The organism is Pseudomonas sp. TH41 (assembly GCF_016650695.1).
Lineage (GTDB): Bacteria > Pseudomonadota > Gammaproteobacteria > Pseudomonadales > Pseudomonadaceae > Aquipseudomonas.
The window spans coordinates 2573347-2589253 of the sequence record NZ_JAEKFH010000003.1 but is presented as its reverse complement, the minus strand read 5'-3'; the positions used below and the strand labels follow the sequence as shown (position 1 = coordinate 2589253).

Sequence of the window (15907 nt, the reverse complement as noted above, 5' to 3'; positions counted from 1 at the left end):
CTCCTACAGGATTGGTGTAATGCTCACACTGACAAGGGGTCCCATGCCCAACCGCCAACCTCTCGACGCTCTCACCGCCCGCTGGGTGCCGTGGGTCGTTGCCATTGCCTTCTTCATGCAGTCCCTCGACGGGACGATCCTTAACACCGCCCTCCCGGCCATGGCTCGCGACTTGGCGGAAGACCCATTGCGCATGCAAGGCGTGATCATTGCCTACATGCTCACCGTCGCGTTGCTGATCCCGGCCTCGGGCTGGATCGCTGACCGTTTTGGCACCAAGAAAATCTTCTTCGGCGCGATCCTGCTGTTCAGCATCGGCTCGCTGCTCTGTGCGTTGTCGAACACACTCAGCCTACTGATCGGCGCTCGTGTGATTCAAGGTCTGGGCGGTGCGCTGATGCTGCCGGTCGGTCGACTCGTGGTGCTACGCGCCTACCCGCGCTCGGAACTGGTGCGAATCATGGGCTTCATCACCATCCCCGGTCTTCTCGGCCCCTTGATCGGCCCGACCATGGGCGGCTGGATGGTGCAATACCTGACCTGGCACTGGATCTTCCTGATCAACCTGCCGGTCGGCGCCGTCGGGTGCTACGCCGTGTGGAAGTTCATCCCCGACCTGCGCGGCAGTGAACGCACGCGCTTCGACAGCCTGGGCTTTCTACTGTTTGGCGCGGCGATGGTGCTGATCACCATCGCCATGGAAGGCCTCGGCGAACTGCACCTGCCGCACTTGCGGGTGATGTTGTTGCTGTTCGGCGGCATGGCGTGTCTGGCGGCGTATTGGCTGCGGGCCGGACACATCGAAAATCCGCTGTTCGCGCCCTCACTGTTCAAGACCCGAACCTTTGCCGTGGGGATCCTCGGCAACTTGTTCGCCCGTTTGGGCAGCGGCGCACTGCCGTTCCTCGTGCCATTGCTGCTGCAAGTAGCGCTGGGTTATTCACCGTCCCAGGCCGGGATGAGCATGCTGCCGCTGGCCGCTGCGGCGATGGTCGCCAAGTCCGTCGCGCGACCGTTGATCGAGCGATTGGGCTACCGAATCGTGCTGACCGGCAACACGCTGGCGCTGGGACTCATGCTGGCGAGCATGGGCCTGGTCACCGAACAAACGCCATATTGGCTGCTGTTGGTAATGCTGTCGATTCTGGGGGCGATCAACTCCTTGCAGTTCACGGCGATGAACACCGTTACGCTCATCGATCTCGACGACGCCAGCGCCAGCAGCGGCAACAGCCTGCTGTCGGTGGTCGCGCAATTGTCCCTGAGTCTCGGCGTTGCCTGCGCCGGTGCGTTGCTCGGCGGCTTCACCGCAGAAGTCGGCAACGACGGCGTCGACACAGTTTTGGGCGCATTCCAGCTGACTTTCGTCACCGTTGGCGTCATGGCGATGCTGGCCGCGACGATCTTCTCCCAGCTCTCGCGGGAAGACGGACGGCGTGTTAGAAGTCCCGAACAACACATCGAACACTGAGCCGGGCAATTGTTGTGAAGGATTTATCTGTGGCGAGGGAATTTATCCCCGTTGGATTGCGCAGCAATCCTGAGAAGGTGAAATGCGATCAATCTGAACCACCGAGGCGGCAGATCCAAGGGGCGCTACGCACCCCAACGGGGATAAATCCCCTCGCCACAGGTTTTGCGTTCGTCCAGAACTTTCGAGGTAAGTGGCCAGAGGCTGGTACACTGCGCGACATTTTGTTTTGCAGGCCAGTCCCGTGACCACCATCGCCACCGCTTTTAATACTTTGCCGCTGTCCGCCGCCATGCTGGCTAACCTCGACTCTTTGGGTTATGCCGAGATGACGCCGATCCAGGCGCAAAGCTTGCCGGTGATCCTCAAGGGGATGGACCTGATCGCCCAGGCCAAGACCGGCAGCGGCAAAACCGCGGCCTTCGGTATCGGCCTGCTGAACCCGATCAATCCGCGCTTCTTCGGTTGCCAGGCATTGGTCATTTGCCCGACTCGTGAACTGGCTGACCAGGTTGCCAAGGAAATCCGTCGTCTGGCCCGCGCCGAAGACAACATCAAGGTCCTGACCCTGTGCGGCGGTGTGTCGTTCGGCCCGCAGATCGGCTCGCTGGAACACGGCGCGCACATCATCGTTGGCACCCCGGGCCGGATTCAGCAGCACCTGCGCAAAGGTTCGCTGGTGCTTCATGGCCTGAACACCCTGATCCTCGACGAAGCCGACCGCATGCTCGACATGGGTTTCTACGATTCCATCGAAGAAATCATCGCCCAGTGCCCGGAGCGCCGCCAGACCCTGTTGTTCTCGGCCACGTACCCAGTGGGCATCAAGCAGTTGGCGTCGAAGTTCATGCGTAACCCGCAGCAAGTGAAGGCCGAGGCGTTCCACGACGACACGCAAATCGAGCAGCGCTTCTACGAGATTTCCCCGGAAGAACGCATGGACGCGGTGGTCAAAGTCCTCGCGCATCACCGTCCGGCGTCCTGCGTCGCGTTCTGCTTCACCAAGCAGCAGGTTCAGGAAACCGTCGATCACCTGACCGCCAAAGGCATCTCTGCCGTCGGCCTGCACGGCGATCTGGAACAGCGTGACCGCGACCAGGTGCTGGCCATGTTCGCCAACCGCAGTACGTCTGTACTGGTTGCCACCGACGTCGCCGCGCGCGGTCTGGACATCGATGCGCTGGACATGGTGATCAACGTCGAACTGGCTCGCGACTCGGAAATCCACATTCACCGCGTTGGCCGTACCGGCCGTGCTGGTGAGAAAGGGATTGCGATCAGCCTGGTCGCCCCGTCCGAAGCGCACCGCGCCCAAGCCATCGAGCTACTGCAGAAGTCGCCGTTGAGCTGGGATCAGCTGGACAACCTCAAGTCCCAGGGCGGCGCACCGCTGCTGCCGGCGATGAGCACGTTGGTCATCGGGGCTGGCCGTAAAGACAAGGTGCGTCCGGGCGACATTCTGGGTGCTTTGACGGGTGATGCCGGCATTCCGGGCGCTCAAGTCGGCAAGATCGCGATTTTCGACTTCCAGGCGTATGTGGCGGTGGAACGCGGGATTGCCAAGCAGGCTTTGCAGCGCCTGAACGACGGCAAGATCAAAGGCCGTTCGTTGCGCGTTCGTATCCTGTAAGAACACCAGCGCCCCTGTAGGAGCGAGCTTGCTCGCGAAAAACCTGAGCTCACCGCGTTGAGCCAGGTTACCCGCATTATCGTTAACGTCCTTCGCGAGCAAGCTCGCTCCTACAAGGACCGAAACCGTTCTGAGACTTGTGTGAGGACACCGTTTTGCGCTCTACCGAAGTCGTGATCATTGGCGCTGGCGCCGCCGGTTTAATGTGTGCACTGACCGCCGCCGGGCGCGGGCGCAAAGTGATGTTGCTCGACCATGCGAACAAGGCCGGCAAGAAAATCCTGATGTCGGGCGGTGGTCGCTGCAATTTCACCAATATGTACACCGAACCGGGCAATTTTCTCTCGCGCAACGAACACTTCTGCAAATCCGCACTGGCGCGCTATACCCAGTGGGATTTCATCGGCATGGTCGCCAAACACGGCGTGCCGTACCACGAAAAAAAACTCGGGCAGTTGTTCTGCGATAACAAATCCAGCGACATCCTTGAGATGCTGCTCAACGAGTGCGATCAGGTGGGCGTCAGCCTGCACCTGGACACCTCGATCCAGACCATCGAGAAGCTCGAAAGCGGCTACCTGCTGGACACCACGCTGGGCCAGATCACCTGTGAATCGCTGGTGATCGCCACCGGCGGCCTGTCGATTCCGACCTTGGGCGCCACCGGTTTCGGTTATCAGGTTGCCAGGCAGTTCGGCCACGATCTGCTGCCGACACGCGCCGGGCTGGTGCCGTTCACCATCACCGATCAGCTCAAGGAGCTTTGCACCGAGTTGTCCGGAACGTCGGTAGATTGCCTGGTGAGCTGCAACGATCAGAGCTTTCGCGAGAACATTCTATTCACTCATCGCGGCCTCAGTGGCCCGGCGATTTTGCAGATTTCTTCGTTCTGGGAATCCGGCGACACGGTCGAGATTAACTTGATGCCGGACCACGACGTGCCGAGCTGGCTGCAACAGCAGCAAGCCGAACGTCCGAACAGTGAGTTGAAAACCCTGCTGGGGGAAATCTTCACCAAGAAGATGGCCAACTTGCTGGCGGATAATTGGTTCGCTTCCAAACCGATGAAGCAATACACCCACGGGGAAATTGCCGACATCGCCGAAAAACTGGCGAGCTGGAAAGTCGTACCGGCCGGCACCGAAGGCTACCGCACCGCAGAAGTGACCCTGGGTGGCGTCGACACTAACGAAGTGTCGTCCAAGACCATGGAATCACTGAAAAGCCCTGGCCTGTATTTCATCGGCGAAGTGCTCGACGTCACCGGGCACCTGGGCGGCTTCAACTTCCAGTGGGCCTGGGCCTCCGGTTACGCCGCCGCACAATACGTCTGACCGCACCGCCCCCGTGTAGGAGCTGCCGCAGGCTGCGATCTTTTGATCTTAAAAAAGATCGCAGCCTTCGGCAGCTCCTACAGGTGATTGCATTTCAAGGTGAGGAGGCCAGTGTTCTCCACAGGGAAGGAACAGATTTTGCTGTCAGATGTGATCGGCGCCATTGCGTCGACGTCATTACTGGCTCAATTTAGCGTCATTGCCTCGGAAGGCCTTCACACTTCATGCCATCGACCCCGTTTCGTCAGTCTCTGCGTCGCCTTTGGGCGCTGGATAAATTCAGCTACAGCGTGCGGGTGTTCATCGCCCTGACCGGCACCATGGCGGTCTGTTGGTATCAGGATGAAATGGGGTTGTTGATCCCGTTATTCCTCGGGATCATTGCCAGCGCCCTGGCTGAAACCGACGACAGTTGGCAGGGCCGCCTCAACGCGCTGGCCGTGACGCTGGTGTGCTTCAGCGTCGCCGCGCTCTCGGTCGAATTGCTCTTCCCCTACCCCATAATCTTTATCATCGCCCTGGCCTTGGCCAGTTTTGGCCTGACCATGCTCGGCGCCCTCGGAGAGCGCTATGGCGCGATTGCTTCGGCGACGTTGATTCTGTCGGTGTACACCGTGATCGGCGTGGACCAGCGCGGTGGCGAGGTGACCGATTTCTGGCATGAGCCCGTGCTGCTGGTGGCCGGCGCGGCCTGGTACGGCTTGCTCTCGGTGGTGTGGCAAGCGCTGTTTTCCAACCAGCCGGTGCAGCAGAGCCTGGCGCGCCTGTTCCGCGAGCTGGGTTATTACCTGAAATTGAAATCGTCGCTGTTCGAGCCGATCCGACAGATAGACGTAGAGGCGCGCCGCCTGGAACTGGCCCAGCAGAACGGTCGGGTGGTCGCCGCACTGAACGCGGCCAAGGAAATCATCCTGCATCGGGTCGGCAACGGTCGGCCAGGTTCGAAAGTCAGCCGCTATCTGAAGTTGTACTTCCTCGCCCAGGACATCCACGAGCGCGCCAGTTCCTCGCACTATCCTTACAACGCGCTGGCCGAGGCGTTCTTCCACAGCGACGTGCTGTTCCGCTGCCAGCGTCTGCTGCGTCAGCAAGGCAAGGCCTGCCGCGCGCTGGCCGAATCGATTCAGATGCGCCAGCCATTCATCTATGACGCAAGCTTCGCCGAAGCATTGGGCGATCTGCATGCTTCCCTCGAACACCTGCGCATTCAGAGCAACCCGGCCTGGCGCGGCTTGCTACGGTCATTGCGAGCACTGGCCGCCAACCTTGCAACACTCGACCGCTTGCTCAGCGATGCCAGCAACCCCGACACCCTGGCCGATGCCACCGACAGCAGTTTGCTCGACCGCTCACCGCGCAACCTCAAGGATGTCTGGATGCGCCTGCGCACCCAACTGACGCCCACTTCGTTGCTGTTCCGGCATGCCCTGCGCTTGCCCCTGGCCTTGAGCATCGGCTACGCGATGGTGCATTTGATCCACCCGTCCCAGGGTTACTGGATCGTCCTCACCACCCTGTTCGTCTGCCAACCGAACTACGGTGCCACGCGACGCAAACTCGGCCAACGGATCATCGGCACCGCCATCGGCCTGACCGCGGCCTGGGCGTTGTTCGATCTGTTCCCGAACCCGGTGGTCCAGTCGTGCTTCGCGATTGCCGCCGGGGTGGTGTTCTTTATCAACCGCACCACGCGCTACACCCTGGCCACGGCCGCGATCACCCTGATGATACTGTTCTGCTTCAACCAGGTAGGCGACGGATACGGACTGTTCCTGCCACGGCTGCTCGACACCTTGCTGGGCAGTCTGATCGCGGGGCTGGCGGTGTTCTTTTTCCTGCCGGACTGGCAGGGTCGGCGCTTGAACAAAGTGCTGGCCAACACCCTGACCTGTAACAGCATCTACCTGCGCCAAATCATGCAGCAATACGCCGCTGGCAAAAGCGACGACCTGGCCTATCGTCTAGCCCGGCGTAACGCCCACAACGCCGATGCCGCGCTGTCGACGACGCTGGCCAACATGCTGATGGAGCCGGGGCATTTCCGTAAGGAAGCAGACGTCGGATTCCGCTTCCTGGTGCTGTCGCATACGTTGCTCAGCTACTTGTCGGGTCTGGGCGCACACCGGGAAACCCAGCTACCGCCGGACGTGCGCGAGCACTTGATTGACGGCGCCGGAGTGAAACTGGCCGCCAGCATCGATGAAATCGCCCAAGGCCTGGCGAGCAAACTGCCGATTGCGATTCAGAGCGACGAGGAAGAGGCACTGGCCAACGCGCTGGAACAGATGCCGGATGAAATCGATGAAGGCCAACGGTTGGTGCAGACGCAGTTGGCGTTGATCTGCCGGCAGTTGGGGCCGTTGCGCACGTTGGCGGCGCATCTGATCAAGGATACGAGCGAGGATTGAGAGGTGTGCTGCCTGGGCCGGCCCCTTCGCGAGCAAGCCCGCTCCCACATTGGATTTGTGTGCGCCGCAGATCAAATGTGGGAGCGGGCTTGCTCGCGAAGGGGCAACCCGCCACCCCCCAAAACTCACATCCCATGCTGTTGCATCAACCGCCCATAACTCCCATCCGCCTTCATCGCCGCGATCTCGCGGTCGAAACCGGCGACGATTTGTTCATGCCTCGGGTTCTTCAGGCTGACCAGGATGTGCAGGCTGTTCTCGCTCAGCGGCTTGGGCAAAAACTCCACGGCGTTGCGCACCTTAGGTGATTCCCGGGCCAGGTAGTAACGAGCGACGTATTCGTCTTCCAGGGTCAGCTTGACCCGATCGGCCGCGACCATGCGCACGGCCATGGCAAAGCTGTGCACCGGAACCTTCTGCAGCGACTCATCGTCATCGAACTCCGGCGAATAGGCATACCCGCGCACCACCGCAATCGGATAGGTGTGCAGTTGTTGCAGGTTGTTGTATTCGATGGGCGTATCTTTGCGCTTGAGAAAGCGCACACGGTTGAGCAGGTATTCCCCGGAAAACTGCCCGAATTTCGTGCGCTCGTCGGTGTACCAGGCGTTGACCAACACGTCGTATCGGCCCTCGCCCACCCCCAGCAAGGCACGCGCCCAAGGCACTTGTTCAAAATCACTGGCATAACCAGCCCGGGCCAGCGCGGTGCTGACGATGTCCGTGGCCAACCCGCCGTTGACCAGCGTGGCGTCGGTAAAGGGCGGCCACGCATCGGCCACCAGCCGCAGCTTTTCCGCTGCCGCGCTTTGAATCAGCAACAGCAATCCAATCAAAGCAAACGCTCGATGCAATCGCGGCATGCTAGAAAATCCTTAGCGGGCGGGCTGCCCAACGTGTTTTCAGCCAAAACTCCAAGGCCCTGTACCGGCATAACTCCGGTCTAACCTTAGCTCATTGAAGCTATTGCATTGCGCGTCTTGGAAGATTACACAAAGTAGGCAACGCCGCACGAAATGAATGATGGCATTTTGGTCTCTGTCACAGAATTCTTCGCCATACAGACATCTTTCATCCGGGCGCTTAGTATCGGAGCGACTTGGTCAAGGAAGTGTGAAGATGACAATCGATTGGATCTGCAAACACCACAGCGATCTAGGCAAAGAGCAGCTGTACGCCATTCTGCAGTTACGGGCAGAGGTGTTCGTCGTTGAGCAGAAATGCGTGTATCAAGACGTCGATGGCCAGGATCTGGAGGGCGACACCTGCCATTTAATGGCCTGGGACGAGGATCGGCTGGTGGCCTACCTGCGGTTGCTCGACCCGGAGTTGCAGGGCGGCGATGTGGTGATTGGCCGTGTGATCATTGCCCCGCCGGTGCGAGGCACCGGGCTTGGGCATGAGTTGATGGCCCAAGCGCTGAAGCACGCTGAAAAACGCTGGCCTGACGTGCCGATTTATCTTTCGGCCCAGGCGCATTTACAGGGGTATTACGGGCGATACGGGTTTGCCGTGGCGGGTGAGGAATATATGGAGGATGGCATTGCGCATATCGGGATGCGTCGCCCCTGAGGGCCCCATCGCGAGCAAGCTCGCTCCCACATGGGACTTGTGTACGCCACAGATCCAATGTGGGAGCGAGCCTGCTCGCGAAGGCGTCAGTACCAACACCGCAGGCATTCAGGGATATTCCAACACCGCTTTAATCTGCCGAAGATTTCGCTCAATCCACCCGCGATCAATCGCCCCCCACTCGCGAATCCGATAGCGTCCCGCATGGTTGCGCGCACCTTCTTCCTGCTCGAATTCGCAAGTAATATCCAGGTCCGCCAACGCAGCAATGGTGTCCTGTGCCGTACGCCGAGGCATACCGGTGACTTCAGTCAGCGCCGGCACGCTGCTGGCTAGCCCGCTGTCGATCAAGTACGCCACGTACAACCGGCGGTAGAAGCTGCTCTTGGTCTTGCTGACTTCCATCTGAACACTCCCATTTTTAAAAGATCGCAGCCTTCGGCGGCTCCTACATTGGATGGCGTACACCCTGTAGGAGCTGCCGCAGGCTGCGATCTTTTGATCTTTTAATGCATGTCCCGCCACGTCAGATACACCCGCAAATCAAACTCAACCTGGTGATACCCCGGCAACATGTGCTCGCAAAGCTTGTAAAACGCCTTGTTGTGATCCGACTCTTTGAAGTGCGCCAGCTCATGCACCACGATCATTTTCAGAAACTCGGACGGCGCCTCCTTGAACAAGGCAGCCACACGAATTTCTTTCTTGGCCTTGAGCTTGCCGCCCTGCACCCGGGAAATCGTGGTGTGCAGGCCGAGGGCGCGGTGGGTTAAATCCAGACGGTTATCGAACAACACCTTGTCGATGGCCGGGGCATTACGCAGGTATTCCTGCTTGAGGTCCAACGCATAGGTGTACAGCGCCTTGTCGCTCTGCACGCCATGTTTTTCCGGGTAACGCTGGCTCAGGTAATCGCCCAGCCGACCTTCATTGATCAACTGGCGCACTTGGTCCTGCAATGCAGCGGGATAGGCCTGGAGGTATTTCAACACGGTCATTGGGCGGCAACACGAGTCACGAAAAGGTCGTCAGTGTAGCGAATTCAGCCAGTCAGCGCGCTCCAGTCGAACGGCTGCACAAAGTCTCCGACGTCCTCCGCCATCATCGGCCGCGCCACCAGAAAGCCTTGTACGTAACCGCAGCCATTGGCGCGCAACCACTCATATTGCGCAACGGTCTCCACCCCTTCGGCAATGACCAGCATTCCGTATTGCTTACACAGCTCGATCACCATGCGCACCAGCGCCGCATCCCGAGATGAGTCTGGCAAGCGGGCGATCAGATGCCGATCAAGCTTGAGGGTGTCCAGCTCAAGGTCGCGCAGATGCGATAGTGAACAGAGCCCGGAACCAAAGTCATCCAGCGCTACCCTTACCCCGAGATTACGCAGCAAACGCAGCTGCTTGCGGGTTTCCTCAGGGTTTTGCGCTAAAGCGTCTTCAGTGACCTCGACTTCCAGATGACGCGGCTGCAAGCCATGACGCTCCAACGCCTGGCGAAGTTCGGTCACCAGATTCGGCATGCCGAACTGGGTACTGCTCAAACTGACGCCCAGCACCAAGTCCTCGGCAAACACCGTTTCCCAGGCTTTGCGCTGCCCGGCGCCGCGGTGGTAAATCCAGCTGCTCAGACGACTGATCAACCGCGCCTCCTCCAGCAGCGGTAAAAACAGCCCTGGCGGTACGTCGCCGACACTTGGATGCTGCCAGCGCAACAACGCCTCAAACCCGCGAATCCGCCCATCGGCGATGGCCACCTGAGGTTGATACACCAGATTGAAATCGCGCTTCTCGATGGCCGTGCGCACGCTGTCTTCGAGCATCAGCCGCGAACGCGCCCGGCCGTTCATTTCGTGATCGTAGAAGCGATACTGCTGACGGCCGGCGCGCTTGGCTTCGTACATGGCAATGTCAGCCGCGCGCAGCATGCCGTCGAGATTGGCACCGCAATCCGGGAACGTGGCGATGCCGATGCTGGCGCCCAGGGCGATATCCAGACCCTCAATCTGCTGACAGATCGACACTCGCTCAATGAGCTTCTCGGCAATCTTTGCCGCTTGTTCAGGGAATTCCAGGTCCAGCAATGCCGTGAATTCGTCACCCCCCATGCGCGCCAGTATGTCGAAGGGCCGCAAGCAGGCTTTCAATTGCTCGGACACCCAGCGCAACACACGGTCACCGGCATCATGGCCAAGAGAATCGTTGACCCGCTTGAAGCCGTCGAGATCGAGGTATAACAAGACCCACGTACTGTCTGAGCGCTCGCCGCGCAGCAGCAGGTTCTCCACCGTCTGATAGAAACCCCGTCGGTTGAGCAGCCCGGTCAGCGGGTCAGTCACTGCCTGGTATTCCAGTTGCTTGTGCAAGTGGCGCACCACTGACATGTCCAGCACTGTCACCACCATGGCATGTTGCTCGGAGGGCAACGGTGCGCATGACAGCGCAACCGGCACTTGCTGTCCGGGTGCGGTGCGCAATGATGCATCGTGCAGGCGCAGGGTTTCACCGCGTTTGTAGCCGGCTAATAGCGCTGAATCGGCCCAGATCGGGATAGGGGGTTTTTGCAGGAAATCCAGAAACTCCCTGCCTTGCAGGTCCTGTACCGTGGCATTGAGCAGCCGTGACATTGCCGGGTTGGCAAAGCGGATCACGCCGCCCTCATCGACCACCAGGATGCCTTCGGCAGCGTTATCCAGCACCGAGGCATTAAACGCGCGAGCGGCTTCAAGATCATGGCTCAGGCGCTGCAACGCACGGCGATTGCGCTGATGTTCAAGCAGCGCCTGGACTTTTGGCTTGAGAATCTGCGGGTCGAAGGGTTTGAACAGGTAATCCACCGCGCCACTGGCGTAGCCTTTGATCACGGCGTCCTGGGACTGCTCGTTGGCGGTGAGGAAAATGATCGGCGTGAGACGGGTCCGCTGACTGCCGCGCATCAGGCGCGCCACTTCAAAACCGTCCATGCCCGGCATCTGCACATCCAGCAGCACCAGATCGACATCATGTTCGAGTAACAGGTTGAGCGCCTCGAAACCCGAGGCGGCGGTCATGACCTGCCAGTCCTGGCGCTGCAACAACGCGCTCATGCTGATCAGGTTTTCAGGGTAATCATCAACGATTAAAAGGATTGAGTTGCTTTCAGCTGGCGTGGGGTGCGCGCATTCCATGCTGCTTCTCTTGTTCGGGACGACAGGCCGGTTTCTCGTGAAAACCGGACAAATACTAAGCCTTCACTCTAGACCGGGTTCCGTGAAAGCAGAAGGTGTCAGTACGCCATCATTTAACCAATCCGTCCATTTACCGACTAACGGTCACGCCTACAAGCCGCTAAAAACGCGAACGATGGCCTTTTAACAGGATATTGACGCCATCCATCTGTCAGCCAGACATTAACAAATCGGCCTTCTGCGCTTATAAAGAGCGCCCTCCAATGCGCGTGCTAGAGCTTCTGGCACGTGCGTGCTGTAAAAATTGTGGAAGCTTTTGTCTATGATCGATCTCGCAACCTGGAACCTCAGCGTTCCTGTCGGCAATCCGCCGTACACCGTTGACACGCCAAAACTGGTGAATGGCTTCAAGGATCAATACTTCCACTCCGACACCGGCACCTTGTTTTTTTGGGCCCCGGTCACCGGTTCAAAAACTGAAAATGCAAAGTATCCCCGCACCGAACTTCGCGAAACCTACAGCAACGGCACCCTGCGCAACTGGCTTTATCCGGAGGCTGACAACTCCCTGCGTGCGACCCTCGCGGTGAATCAGGTGCCCAGCTCGGGCAAAATCGTCATCGGCCAGATCCACGCCTACAACAGCCAGAAGCCCATGGTGAAGGTCGAATATCAGTACAAGACCAGTACGCAGACAGGCAACATCGTGGCCAAAGTGCGCATGCACCCCGACGACGGCGAAGGCCGGGTGATCACCATCGCCACCGGCGTGAAACTGGATCAGCAATTCTCCTACCTGATTCACCTGAGCCCTGGCGGCGCGCTGGGCATCAGCGCCGCGGGCTACCAGTGGGACACGGACATCAGCGCGACCTGGCGCGACAAGCCGCTGTACTTCAAGGCCGGGGTTTATGTGCAGGACCATACCGGGTACACCAGCGAAGGCGGGAAAGTAACGTTCAGCAAGCTGGATATTGATCACGATAAGTAGCAAGACCGCGTCCACACCTTAAAAGATCGCAGCCTTCGGCAGCTCCTACAGGCGTACACAATCCAATGTAGGAGCTGCCGAAGGTTCGGGCCGCGTTCGGACGATCTTTTGATCCTGGGCCCATAAAAAAACCCGCATCTCTGCGGGTTTTTTTGTGTTTCGTGAAACGCTTAAGGCTTAGTTGACCTTGGCGTTCAACTCACCTTTCAGGTAACGCTGGTACATCGCTTCCAGGGAGATCGGCTTGATCTTCGAAGCGTTGCCTGCGGTACCGAAGGCTTCATAACGAGCGATGCACACATCACGCATGGCGGTCACGGTGGCGCCGAAGAATTTACGTGGGTCGAATTCGCTCGGGTTGGTGGCCATCAGGCGACGCATCGCACCGGTGGACGCCAGGCGCAGGTCGGTGTCGATGTTGACCTTGCGCACGCCGTGCTTGATGCCTTCGACGATTTCTTCAACCGGTACGCCGTAGGTTTCTTTGATGTCGCCGCCGTACTGGTTGATGATCGCCAGCCACTCTTGTGGCACCGAAGAGGAACCGTGCATCACCAGGTGAGTGTTCGGGATGCGCTTGTGGATCTCTTTGATACGGTCGATCGCCAACACGTCGCCAGTAGGTGGCTTGGTGAACTTGTACGCGCCGTGGCTGGTGCCAATGGCGATGGCCAGGGCGTCGACCTGAGTGCGTTTGACGAAGTCAGCGGCTTCTTCCGGGTCGGTCAGCATCTGGCTGTGATCCAGAACGCCTTCGGCGCCGATGCCGTCTTCTTCACCGGCCATGCCGGTTTCCAGCGAACCCAGGCAGCCCAGCTCGCCTTCTACCGATACGCCGCAGGCGTGGGCCATGGCTACGGTTTGTTGGGTGACACGCACGTTGTAGTCGTAGTCGGTCGGGGTCTTGCCGTCTTCGCCCAGGGAACCGTCCATCATCACCGAGCTGAAGCCCAGTTGGATGGAACGCTGGCAGACGTCAGGGCTGGTGCCGTGGTCCTGGTGCATGCACACCGGGATGTGGGGGAATTCTTCGATGGCGGCGAGGATCAGGTGACGCAGGAACGGCGCGCCGGCGTATTTGCGAGCACCGGCCGAAGCCTGGACGATCACCGGGGAGTCAGTCTTGTCAGCGGCTTCCATGATGGCGCGCATCTGCTCAAGGTTGTTGACGTTGAAGGCTGGAACGCCGTAGCCGAACTCGGCTGCGTGGTCCAGCATCTGGCGCATGCTGATAAGTGCCATTGTGTGTGTATCTCCCGGTTGAGGGTCGTTAATCGTGCCAGCCTGCCGTAGCGGCGGCGGCTATTCAAGTTATTGCAGATCGGGGGTTGGCCCGCGCTGCGAATTCGGTGCTACCAAAATCTCATGTACCTACACAGATCTACTGTGGGAGCGGGCTTGCTCGCGAAAGCGGTGGTTCAGCTTGCATCAATGTTGAATGCTAAACCGCATTCGCGAGCAAGCCCGCTCCCACATTTTGGATCTGCTTCCACATTGGATCTGTGGTGTGTCAATTACTGCGCTTTACAACCGCGGCCAATCAAATCATTAGTGGCGACCCAGTAAACCAGGCCTTCCTCACCTTTTACGTGAAACGCCAGCATGTCGTTGCTGTACAGCGAACCGTCGGCGCCCGGCTCATGTTTCAAGCGGTAGACCTGATCGGCCCCACCCAGGCGAACGTCGACTTCCTTGTGGCTGTCGTCGCTGTAGCGCCAAACCACTTTGGCCTGGCTGTCGCAGGTCCAGGTGGTCCAACTGTCCGTCGATTCAGCGGGCTTGAACAGGTTCAAACTGGAGCAACCTGCCAGCAGTGCCAACGCCGTAACGGCGATAAAACCTTTCATCCGTGTTCCTCGACTGGCGGCGCACGCTACCAGCCCTGAGTAAAGAGTCAGACCCGTCAAGGGCAGCCACGTTCCTTGGCAGGCGTCTGTGTCTCGTATTTGTCCAGGCCTTCCGGCCCGGAACGCTTGTTGATCACTGGGTTGGTTTCCGCCTGCCAGTCGGCCTGGTAACAGCCATTCTGCGGCGCAGACGGTGCCGGCTCCGGCGTGGCTTTCGGATTACTCCCGCAAGCTGCCAGCATACCCGCGACGATCAACAGCGCTAACGTCTTGACCATCTGAACACTCCTTTGCCTGGTCAAATGGGCGGCCTCAGCCCTTGGCCCGGCTTTCCAGCACTTCAACAGCGGGCAGCACCTTGCCTTCGACGAATTCAAGGAACGCGCCGCCGCCGGTAGAAATGTAGGAGATTTGGTCAGCAACGCCATATTTATCGATAGCGGCCAGGGTGTCACCGCCGCCAGCGATCGAGAACGCCGAGCTCTCCGCGATGGCCTGGGCCAGGACTTTGGTGCCGTTACCGAATTGATCGAATTCGAACACGCCCACCGGGCCGTTCCACAGAATGGTCTTGGACGACTTCAGCAGTTCGGCGAAATTCGCCGCGGTCTGTGGGCCGATGTCCAGAATCATGTCGTCTGCCGCCACGTCAGCAATCAACTTGACGGTCGCGGTGGCGCTTTCAGCGAATTCCTTGGCAACCACAACGTCGACCGGCAAAGGCACACTCACCTTGGCGGCGATGGCGCGAGCGGTCTCCAGCAGGTCCGGCTCGTACAGGGACTTGCCGACCGGGTGGCCAGCGGCGGCCAGGAAGGTGTTGGCAATGCCGCCGCCGACGATCAGCTGGTTGCAGATCTGGCTCAGGCTGTTGAGTACATCGAGTTTGGTCGACACCTTGGAGCCCGCAACGATGGCCGCCATTGGCTGGGCCGGAGCCCCCAGGGCTTTGCCCAGTGCATCCAGTTCGGCAGCCAGCAGCGGACCTGCCGCAGCGACTTTGGCAAACTTGGCCACGCCGTGGGTCGAACCCTCGGCGCGGTGAGCGGTGCCGAAGGCATCCATCACGAACACGTCGCATAGGGCGGCGTATTGCTGGGCCAGTTCGTCAGCGTTCTTTTTCTCGCCCTTGTTGAAGCGCACGTTTTCGAACAGCACGATGTCGCCGGCTTTCACGTCGACGCCGCCCAGGTAATCGGCCACCAGCGGCACTTCGCGACCCAGCGCCTTGCTCAGGTAGTCAGCGACTGGCTTGAGGCTGTTCTCGGAAGAAAACTCGCCTTCGGTCGGACGGCCAAGGTGGGAGCAGACCATCACGGCCGCGCCTTTTTCCAGGGCCAGCTTGATGGTCGGCAGCGAAGCCAGGATTCGCGCATCGCTGGTGACAACACCGTCCTTGACTGGGACGTTGAGGTCTTCGCGGATCAGTACGCGCTTACCTTGCAGATCGAGGTCGGTCATCTTCAACACGGTCATGGGTCGCAATTC

General features: G+C 59.5%; 14 protein-coding genes. 6 read left to right on the top strand and 8 right to left on the bottom strand.

Annotated features, from left to right (window positions below; all coding sequences use genetic code 11):
* The first annotated feature begins 43 nt into the window (after nt 1–43).
* From mdtD to yccS, 4 genes are all read left to right on the top strand, one after another.
* Nucleotides 44–1471, top strand: a complete 1428-nt coding sequence (gene mdtD / locus JFU37_RS14485) for a multidrug transporter subunit MdtD (RefSeq protein ID WP_201115920.1) — start codon at nt 44–46, stop codon at nt 1469–1471.
* A gap of 292 nt (nt 1472–1763) precedes the next feature.
* Nucleotides 1764–3101, top strand: coding sequence for an ATP-dependent RNA helicase DbpA (dbpA, locus tag JFU37_RS14480; protein WP_242485765.1), 1338 nt, complete (start codon nt 1764–1766; stop codon nt 3099–3101).
* A 155-nt stretch (nt 3102–3256) separates the two neighbouring features.
* Nucleotides 3257–4435, top strand: a complete 1179-nt coding sequence (locus JFU37_RS14475) for an NAD(P)/FAD-dependent oxidoreductase (RefSeq protein WP_201115918.1) — start codon at nt 3257–3259, stop codon at nt 4433–4435.
* Nucleotides 4436–4659: 224 nt separating this feature from the next.
* Nucleotides 4660–6843 (top strand): YccS family putative transporter, encoded by a 2184-nt coding sequence (gene yccS, locus JFU37_RS14470; RefSeq protein WP_201115917.1) that lies wholly within the window; start codon nt 4660–4662, stop codon nt 6841–6843.
* Nucleotides 6844–6968: 125 nt separating this feature from the next.
* On the opposite strand, the gene JFU37_RS14465 is transcribed toward yccS, so the two are convergent.
* Nucleotides 6969–7706, bottom strand: a complete 738-nt coding sequence (locus JFU37_RS14465) for a substrate-binding periplasmic protein (protein ID WP_201115916.1) — start codon at nt 7704–7706, stop codon at nt 6969–6971.
* 256 nt (nt 7707–7962) lie between these two features.
* Between JFU37_RS14465 and JFU37_RS14460 the strand changes: the two genes are divergently transcribed.
* Nucleotides 7963–8415 carry a GNAT family N-acetyltransferase gene (locus JFU37_RS14460; protein WP_201115915.1) on the top strand — a complete coding sequence of 151 codons (453 nt, stop codon included), beginning with the start codon at nt 7963–7965 and terminating at the stop codon, nt 8413–8415.
* A 108-nt stretch (nt 8416–8523) separates the two neighbouring features.
* Here JFU37_RS14460 and JFU37_RS14455 read toward each other — a convergent pair whose 3' ends face one another.
* From JFU37_RS14455 to JFU37_RS14445, 3 genes are all read right to left on the bottom strand, one after another.
* The gene (locus JFU37_RS14455) at nt 8524–8820 is read right to left on the bottom strand and encodes a winged helix-turn-helix domain-containing protein (protein ID WP_201115914.1); all 297 of its coding nucleotides are present in this window, start codon (nt 8818–8820) and stop codon (nt 8524–8526) included.
* Nucleotides 8821–8921: 101 nt separating this feature from the next.
* On the bottom strand, nt 8922–9413 hold the full coding sequence (locus tag JFU37_RS14450; protein ID WP_201115913.1) for a M48 metallopeptidase family protein: 492 nt from the start codon (nt 9411–9413) through the stop codon (nt 8922–8924).
* Between the two features lie 44 nt (nt 9414–9457).
* Nucleotides 9458–11581 (bottom strand): putative bifunctional diguanylate cyclase/phosphodiesterase, encoded by a 2124-nt coding sequence (locus JFU37_RS14445; RefSeq protein WP_201115912.1) that lies wholly within the window; start codon nt 11579–11581, stop codon nt 9458–9460.
* A 322-nt stretch (nt 11582–11903) separates the two neighbouring features.
* On the opposite strand from JFU37_RS14445, the gene JFU37_RS14440 reads away from it, so the two are divergent.
* Nucleotides 11904–12572 carry a polysaccharide lyase family 7 protein gene (locus tag JFU37_RS14440; RefSeq protein ID WP_201115911.1) on the top strand — a complete coding sequence of 223 codons (669 nt, stop codon included), beginning with the start codon at nt 11904–11906 and terminating at the stop codon, nt 12570–12572.
* A 177-nt stretch (nt 12573–12749) separates the two neighbouring features.
* Here JFU37_RS14440 and fba read toward each other — a convergent pair whose 3' ends face one another.
* The 4 genes from fba to JFU37_RS14420 form a co-directional block, all read right to left on the bottom strand.
* Nucleotides 12750–13814, bottom strand: a complete 1065-nt coding sequence (fba, locus tag JFU37_RS14435; RefSeq protein ID WP_008081027.1) for a class II fructose-bisphosphate aldolase — start codon at nt 13812–13814, stop codon at nt 12750–12752.
* A 272-nt stretch (nt 13815–14086) separates the two neighbouring features.
* Nucleotides 14087–14419, bottom strand: a complete 333-nt coding sequence (locus JFU37_RS14430) for an MliC family protein (RefSeq protein WP_201115910.1) — start codon at nt 14417–14419, stop codon at nt 14087–14089.
* A 56-nt stretch (nt 14420–14475) separates the two neighbouring features.
* Nucleotides 14476–14697, bottom strand: a complete 222-nt coding sequence (locus JFU37_RS14425) for a hypothetical protein (RefSeq protein ID WP_201115909.1) — start codon at nt 14695–14697, stop codon at nt 14476–14478.
* Between the two features lie 34 nt (nt 14698–14731).
* The gene (locus JFU37_RS14420; RefSeq protein WP_201115908.1) at nt 14732–15895 is read right to left on the bottom strand and encodes a phosphoglycerate kinase; all 1164 of its coding nucleotides are present in this window, start codon (nt 15893–15895) and stop codon (nt 14732–14734) included.
* Nucleotides 15896–15907: the final 12 nt, after the last annotated feature.

Bases quoted from the DNA above. Each gene is read 5' to 3' on its own strand.
- yccS (WP_201115917.1), top strand. From the start codon at position 4,660: ATGCCATCGACCCCGTTTCGTCAGTCTCTGCGTCGCCTTTGGGCGCTG.
- JFU37_RS14460 (WP_201115915.1), top strand. From the start codon at position 7,963: ATGACAATCGATTGGATCTGCAAACACCACAGCGATCTAGGCAAAGAG.
- mdtD (WP_201115920.1), top strand. From the start codon at position 44: ATGCCCAACCGCCAACCTCTCGACGCTCTCACCGCCCGCTGGGTGCCG.
- fba (WP_008081027.1), bottom strand. From the start codon at position 13,814: ATGGCACTTATCAGCATGCGCCAGATGCTGGACCACGCAGCCGAGTTC.
- JFU37_RS14455 (WP_201115914.1), bottom strand. From the start codon at position 8,820: ATGGAAGTCAGCAAGACCAAGAGCAGCTTCTACCGCCGGTTGTACGTG.
- JFU37_RS14465 (WP_201115916.1), bottom strand. From the start codon at position 7,706: ATGCCGCGATTGCATCGAGCGTTTGCTTTGATTGGATTGCTGTTGCTG.
- JFU37_RS14425 (WP_201115909.1), bottom strand. From the start codon at position 14,697: ATGGTCAAGACGTTAGCGCTGTTGATCGTCGCGGGTATGCTGGCAGCT.
- JFU37_RS14445 (WP_201115912.1), bottom strand. From the start codon at position 11,581: ATGGAATGCGCGCACCCCACGCCAGCTGAAAGCAACTCAATCCTTTTA.
- dbpA (WP_242485765.1), top strand. From the start codon at position 1,764: ATGCTGGCTAACCTCGACTCTTTGGGTTATGCCGAGATGACGCCGATC.
- JFU37_RS14430 (WP_201115910.1), bottom strand. From the start codon at position 14,419: ATGAAAGGTTTTATCGCCGTTACGGCGTTGGCACTGCTGGCAGGTTGC.
- JFU37_RS14440 (WP_201115911.1), top strand. From the start codon at position 11,904: ATGATCGATCTCGCAACCTGGAACCTCAGCGTTCCTGTCGGCAATCCG.
- JFU37_RS14420 (WP_201115908.1), bottom strand. From the start codon at position 15,895: ATGACCGTGTTGAAGATGACCGACCTCGATCTGCAAGGTAAGCGCGTA.
- JFU37_RS14450 (WP_201115913.1), bottom strand. From the start codon at position 9,413: ATGACCGTGTTGAAATACCTCCAGGCCTATCCCGCTGCATTGCAGGAC.